This is a genomic window from Paenibacillus rigui, assembly GCF_002234615.1.
Lineage (GTDB): Bacteria > Bacillota > Bacilli > Paenibacillales > NBRC-103111 > Paenibacillus_S > Paenibacillus_S rigui.
On the sequence record NZ_NMQW01000047.1, the window covers coordinates 63,359 to 69,529 of the forward strand.

Sequence of the window (6,171 nt, forward strand, 5' to 3'; positions counted from 1 at the left end):
TCCAGAAAATATTCAAAATGTCGGCTAGGCGACTGTTTCTTTTTGAATACATTTTATATAATACCAATAAGATAACTGAGGATTGGGCTGTCGTAGTGTGAGGTGATTGTAGTCATGAAGGAAAGACCGGATCCCCCTCCGGGTTTGGAAATCAAGAAGAGAGCAGATCAGAGTGAGGAACTGTTAATTGCCAAGCTGTTCGAACAATACGGTACTGCAAGATCCTACCGGAAAAATGAGTTTATTTTCAGGGAAGAGGATGAATGCGAGTACATTTACTTTGTGCATACCGGGCTTGTCAAAATATCGCAATCTGCCGAGGAAGGCCATGGGATTACCTTATTTTTAAGAAGTCCCGGCGAAATATTCGGAGTAGCGGAAGTTTTGACCCGGCAGCGTCGACAAAGATTTGCCCGTTGTATTGTTCCATGCGAGGTGCTGCTGGTCCCGGCCGCTCATTTTACAAGCTTGCTATTAAGCCAGCCCGAGCTGCTTTATGCAATAACCGTATCCAATGCGCGCCGGCTGCTGCATATGCAATCCTATGTCGAAACCTTAATATCCCGGCCTGTGGGTTGGCGGTTAGGCCATTTTCTTACCCAGCTGGGGGAACGGGAGCACAACGAAATTCATATTTCGCTGCCCTTAAGCCATGAAGAAATGTCTTATATTATTGGATGCAGCAGGCAGACCATTACGGAAAACTTGAATAAATGGAATGAGCTTGGCATCATTCGGTACGAAAAGAAGCAAATTCTTATTTATGATGCGGAACAATTTTTGTCTTCATTGTAATGATTTTAATTCACATCCCCGGAGAGGAAGAATATGATGCAAATTCAACCACAGGAAAATCTGCAACCCGAGTTTCATGAGCATCTCAAAGTAATTTTATTAGGGACCGGGTCCCCCCGGGCTTTTTACGGCAGAGCCAAACCGGCCGTTGCTGTGCTTGCGGGTCATAAGACGTTCCTGGTCGATTGCGGCGGCGGTGTCGTAGACCAGCTTATTAAGGCAGGCGTGATGCCGCAGCGAATCTCGGATGTATTGTTTACACACCACCACTATGACCACAATGGCGGATTCTTTGATGTATTTATTACGAGCTGGAGGACACACATTACTGCCGAGCGTGTATTTGAAGGCAGATCCGTGCCGATGCAGGTGTACGGACCCGAAACGACGAAGGACATCATTGGTAAAATGAGAGAGTCGTTCGAGTTCGACGTGAAGCTTCGGGTAAGCTACAATTTATCGGACGAAGCGGGGGCGCGGATCGAATATACGGAACGGAACGAGGGCGTCGTGTATGACCAAGATGGGATTAAGATTACGGCCTTTGAAGTAGATCATCGCCCGGTTTACCCTGCGGTAGCTTACAAATTCGAATATAACGGCAAGTCTGTCGTCATCTCCGGAGACACGATTCCTGTGCCCAATATGGTGAAGTACAGCCAGGGAGTGGATTTACTGGTTCATGAAGCGTATAACAAGCCATGGCTGGATGCTTTAATCAGCAAGTACCCGGCGTATGAGAAGGCACTTTCCAATCCGGCCAAATATCATACGACGACATTGGAAGCGGCCGACCTTGCGAGGCAAGCGGAGGTCAAGCATCTCGTGCTAACCCATCATATTCCTGCGCCGGCAGCACTTGAGAACGCAGAGGAAGAGTATATTGCGGGCATGCGAGATATTTATAAGGGTACAATTACGGTTGGCCGGGATCTGATGTCGTTCGATTTAAGTAAATGAGCTTCCAAACGCCTTGGGCACATTTGAATTTGTGCGAGGCGTTTTTTTTATGTTGAAAATATTAATTTTATTTCGGGGTTGACGAAGGTTATTGAATTGAGTATAGTATATACATACCCATACGGGTATATGCATTTTGAAAAAGGATTTTAGGTCCTTGAAGCTTAGCCCATTTTTTTTGCCTATAAACATACCCTATGGGGTATATGGCAGTTAGTTTAGCAAGCAAACTGTTTTAATAAAAAGGCTTCAAAGAATAGCATTGTGTTCACCATACTATTTTTGGGGAGGAATTATAAGATGGCACCACAAGGTCAATTGCAAGGAATGAGCGCGGCACAGTTAAGCCAAAAGGTTGTGAATAACGAGAGCCTATTCATTCTGGATGTACGAAACGAAAGCGACTTTCAGGATTGGAAAATTGAAGGGAAGCATGTTCACATCATGAACACTCCTTACTTTGAGCTGATAGACGGAGTGGAATCTATTCTGGATTCAATTCCGGATGATAAGGAAGTATTGGTCGTCTGTGCCAAGGAAGGCTCATCGAAATTTGTTGCGGAACAACTAATAGAGCAAGGTAAACAAAACGTTTCTTATTTGATCGGCGGGATGAAAGCTTGGAGCGAGCATCTTGAGCCTGTTACGATTGGCGGACTGAGAGACGGTGGCGAGTTGGTTCAATTCGTCCGCGTCGGGAAAGGCTGTCTATCGTATATGATCATCTCGAATGGAGAAGCGGCGGTTATTGATGCGGTACGCATGACAGATGCTTTCACCCAATACGCCAAAGAAAGAAATATCCAAATCAAACATACGATCGATACCCATCTTCATGCCGATCATATTTCCGGCGGAAGACATTTAGCCGAATTGACAGGAGCTACCTACTGGCTGCCGCCAAAGGATGCGGAGGAAGTCGTGTTCCCTTATGAGAAGCTTGAAGAGGGAAGGAAAATTGTTGTAGGGCATACTGAAATTGAGATCCAGCCGCTGTATTCGCCTGGGCATACGATCGGAAGCACTTCCTTCGTTGTTGATCATCAATATTTGCTTTCGGGAGATATTTTATTCGTGGAATCGATTGGGCGTCCCGATTTGGCTGGCAAAGCTGAGGATTGGGTTAGCGATCTTAGAACCACTCTATATGAACGCTACAAGCAGCTGTCGGAAGATCTCATTGTGCTGCCCGCCCATTTCGGCAAAGTAACAGAGCTGGGTGAGGGAGGTCGGGTGTCTGCCCGTCTCGGCGATCTGTTCAAGCAAAACCCCGGCTTGAATATTCAGGACGAAGCCGCCTTCCGCCGCACCGTTACTGAGAAATTGCCGCCGCAGCCTAATGCCTATCAAGAAATTCGCCAAATCAATATGGGGAAAATAACTCCTTCGGTGGAGGAACAAAGAGAGATGGAAATCGGCCCTAACCGCTGCGCGGTTCATGACGCCTAAACCTGATTGAATAAAACAGAGGAGGAATTCAACGATGTATAAAGAGCAGAAGCCTGAAGAAGTTCTGGAAAGAATGAAACGGAACGAAGCTATTGTTGTTCTTGACGTAAGGGAACCGGAGGAATGGGAGTCGGGCCATATTCCAGGCGCCAAGCATATTCCATTGGGACACATTGCCCGGGCACTCAATGAAATGGACCCGAAGCAGGAAACGATTGTCGTGTGCCGCAGTGGCAATAGAAGCGGTCAAGCCTGCAGCTTCCTTGCTTCGATGGGTTATCACGTTGTCAACATGCCCGGCGGGATGTCGCAATGGACCGGAGATATCGTTTACGGTAAATAAATAATGAATTTAAAATATAAGGAGATGATTTTCAGCATGGGAGAAAACAAAGAGAGAACGACCATTGTTCTTTTCAGCGGGGAATTGGATAAGGCCATTGCCGCATTTATTATTGCGAACGGCGCCGCTGCCTACGATCACGAAGTAACGATTTTCTTTACTTTCTGGGGACTTAACGCGCTTCGGAAGGACGAATCCGTACTAATAAAAAAAGGCTGGCTCGAATCGATGTTTGCCAAAATGATGCCGCGCGGCGCAAATAAGCTCGGATTATCCAAAATGAACTTCGGGGGAATCGGTCCCAAGATGATTAAGCACGTCATGAAGAAGCATAATGCGTTGACCTTGCCGCAGCTTATTGAATTGGCGCAAGAGCAGGGAGTGAGGCTGGTAGCTTGTACGATGACGATGGATCTGCTAGGCTTGCAGCAGGAAGAGCTGCTTGACGGGATTGAGTATGCAGGGGTCGCTGCTTACTTGGGGGATGCCGCAGATGCGAAGGTGAATTTATTTATCTAATGATTTGCCAAGTTAGATGCCAATCATAACGGAGGGGAAATCGTATGGATTTTAATATGCTCGTAAATGCTCTAATCATCTTGTTCCTCATCTGGTTCGTTATTTCGCGCTTCGCCGGAGCGAAGGGCCTTCGCCAACTGGATTCGGAGCAGTTTCTTAATGAGACGAAACGAAGCGACAACATGATATTAATTGATGTTCGTGAACCGGCTGAAGTGAAGCAAGGGTATATTGCAGGTGCAATCAACATCCCCTTATCGCAGCTGAAGCAACGGGCCACTGAAATTCCTGCCGGTAAAAGTGTATTCTTGTACTGCCGCAGCGGCATGAGAAGCAAACAGGCCGCACGCATTCTTTACAAGAAGGGCTTCCGGGAGCTGACCCATCTACAGGGCGGGATAATGTCATGGAAAGGGAAGGTCGTCACCAAATAATTCAAAAAAAATCATTAGCTCTTTAAAAGAGGCTAATGATTTTTTTTTCGTTCAAAGCCTTTATATATATTTTCTTAGCACTGCTCTTACTTTTGAACGGTTTTTCGTAAATTTTCCCTTTGCAAGGAGTCTTTGATTTAATGTGTTGCGCCGATGGACGACAACCATATAGTTCCTTTTCCCTTTTTTGTTAAGAATTTCGTGCTTCAGTCGAATGACAGCCGTGTGTCCTCCGGGTAGACGATATCTTTTACCTTGGAAATAGGCTTTGGTCCGGTAAATCAATGTGTAAAAAGGGGGAGAGTATTTCGTGATATTGGCAATACGGTGTCGCACGCTGTCATAGACATATCCCCTTTGGTTAATGAGGGCTTGAGTACCTGGCTTCGGGTGAAATTTAGACAGCTGCTGGATGAAGGATTTATGATATACATCATCGCAGTCAAGGCGGACAAGGTACAAATATGGATAGCCGCGGCACAGCTTTCTTTGAGTTGGGATATAAAGGCTTTCCCGGACAAAGCGAATGTTCCGCGGAAGAGGCTTGTACTTCATCAACGTCTGTTGAATGAGCTGCTCGGTGCGATCCGCATACCGGATAAGGGCTGTAAAATTTTGATTGGTTTGCTTTTTAAGGCTCCGCAAGGTGTACTTCATAAAAATGGACATTCGGTACTCAATCCATGATTTTCTTAACCCGATTCTCCACTCTTTTCCTCGTGTAGACCGATTATTGAATTCGATGCCAATAATAATCTTTTTGTGTGGCATAGTGCGAATCTCCTTTCTATTCATGGCTCGTTTCTATCATATTCAAAAAGAATAGGAACGATATGGACGATATCAGGAAGACAAGAAAACAAAGTTGGTTCCCGCTTTCTATCCGAGGACAAGTCTCTAGGTAGAGTAAGCTCCATTCCAATTTGAATGCGTTTGCATTTCAGTTTTTTTTAAATTTATGCAAAATAGACCGATTTCCGTATGTCCGGCTCTTTTATTCTGAGAAACATCCGTAAAATCTGAAATTGCTTATTATGTCATATATACTAACGCAATTTTAAATGGAGAATGTTAGGGCTATGGTCTACATAAAACGTCGGATCACATGGAAATATGATTATAAACGAACATTAAATTAAAATACAGATAATAACGTACGTGTATAGGAAATTAAGAATCAAAATTAGACATATAATTTGTGAAATTATCATTGAAATAAACAGGAATTTACGTTATTGTAACATTATAATCAATGTTATGTTATATGACATATAAGATGGTGAATGTTACTTTTGTAGTTTTTGCATCTCATTTGGAGTTATTTGTGTGATTAATGATGACATCGAATAAGGAGTGGTATAGATGAAAAAGAAGTTGGTTCTTATCGGAAACGGCATGGCAGGCGTGAACGCCGTGGAGCAGTTGTTGAAGCTGGCGCCGAACCAGTACGAAATTACGATTTTCGGCAGCGAGCCGCACCCGAACTATAACCGGATCCTGTTGTCCTCGGTATTGGCGGGGGATGCGAATATCAACGATATCATGATCAACGACTGGAGCTGGTACGAGGCTGTCTCTGATAACCATCTGACGCTGCCGACGAATAGAAGGGTATGTGATACGCAGTTAGGCACGTAGTATATAAATAAAAGCAAGACCAACAACATAGCA

The 6,171-nt window shown here is 44.7% G+C and carries 7 protein-coding genes and 1 pseudogene; 7 read left to right on the forward strand and 1 reads right to left on the reverse strand.

What is annotated here, in order from left to right; genetic code table 11:
- The first annotated feature begins 114 nt into the window (after positions 1–114).
- The 6 genes from CF651_RS25900 (at position 115) to CF651_RS25925 (ending at position 4,500) form a co-directional block, all read left to right on the forward strand.
- On the forward strand, positions 115–795 hold the full coding sequence (locus CF651_RS25900) for a Crp/Fnr family transcriptional regulator (protein WP_094017770.1): 681 nt from the start codon (positions 115–117) through the stop codon (positions 793–795).
- Positions 796–828: 33 nt separating this feature from the next.
- Positions 829–1,755: an MBL fold metallo-hydrolase gene (locus CF651_RS25905; protein WP_094017771.1), complete on the forward strand. Its 927-nt coding sequence runs from the start codon at positions 829–831 to the stop codon at positions 1,753–1,755.
- Positions 1,756–2,055: 300 nt separating this feature from the next.
- Positions 2,056–3,204, forward strand: coding sequence for an MBL fold metallo-hydrolase (locus tag CF651_RS25910; RefSeq protein ID WP_094017772.1), 1,149 nt, complete (start codon positions 2,056–2,058; stop codon positions 3,202–3,204).
- A 34-nt stretch (positions 3,205–3,238) separates the two neighbouring features.
- Positions 3,239–3,547: a rhodanese-like domain-containing protein gene (locus CF651_RS25915; protein WP_094017773.1), complete on the forward strand. Its 309-nt coding sequence runs from the start codon at positions 3,239–3,241 to the stop codon at positions 3,545–3,547.
- 36 nt (positions 3,548–3,583) lie between these two features.
- On the forward strand, positions 3,584–4,066 hold the full coding sequence (locus tag CF651_RS25920; RefSeq protein ID WP_094017774.1) for a DsrE/DsrF/DrsH-like family protein: 483 nt from the start codon (positions 3,584–3,586) through the stop codon (positions 4,064–4,066).
- Positions 4,067–4,110: 44 nt separating this feature from the next.
- Complete coding sequence (locus CF651_RS25925; protein ID WP_094017775.1) at positions 4,111–4,500, forward strand: rhodanese-like domain-containing protein; 390 nt, start codon at positions 4,111–4,113, stop codon at positions 4,498–4,500.
- A gap of 60 nt (positions 4,501–4,560) precedes the next feature.
- Here the strand turns inward: CF651_RS25925 and CF651_RS33435 are convergent, their stop codons facing one another.
- Entirely contained in the window at positions 4,561–5,295 is a 735-nt protein-coding gene (locus tag CF651_RS33435; protein ID WP_094017776.1) for a glycosyltransferase, read from the reverse strand.
- A gap of 567 nt (positions 5,296–5,862) precedes the next feature.
- Between CF651_RS33435 and CF651_RS25935 the strand changes: the two are divergent.
- A pseudogene (locus CF651_RS25935) lies at positions 5,863–6,114 on the forward strand (FAD-dependent oxidoreductase); the annotation flags it as partial.
- Positions 6,115–6,171 lie beyond the last annotated feature (57 nt).

Coding starts and splice junctions, on each gene's coding strand:
- CF651_RS25925 (WP_094017775.1), top strand. CDS start 4,111: ATGGATTTTAATATGCTCGTAAATGCTCTAATCATCTTGTTCCTCATC.
- CF651_RS25915 (WP_094017773.1), top strand. CDS start 3,239: ATGTATAAAGAGCAGAAGCCTGAAGAAGTTCTGGAAAGAATGAAACGG.
- CF651_RS33435 (WP_094017776.1), bottom strand. CDS start 5,295: ATGAATAGAAAGGAGATTCGCACTATGCCACACAAAAAGATTATTATT.
- CF651_RS25905 (WP_094017771.1), top strand. CDS start 829: ATGATGCAAATTCAACCACAGGAAAATCTGCAACCCGAGTTTCATGAG.
- CF651_RS25910 (WP_094017772.1), top strand. CDS start 2,056: ATGGCACCACAAGGTCAATTGCAAGGAATGAGCGCGGCACAGTTAAGC.
- CF651_RS25900 (WP_094017770.1), top strand. CDS start 115: ATGAAGGAAAGACCGGATCCCCCTCCGGGTTTGGAAATCAAGAAGAGA.
- CF651_RS25920 (WP_094017774.1), top strand. CDS start 3,584: ATGGGAGAAAACAAAGAGAGAACGACCATTGTTCTTTTCAGCGGGGAA.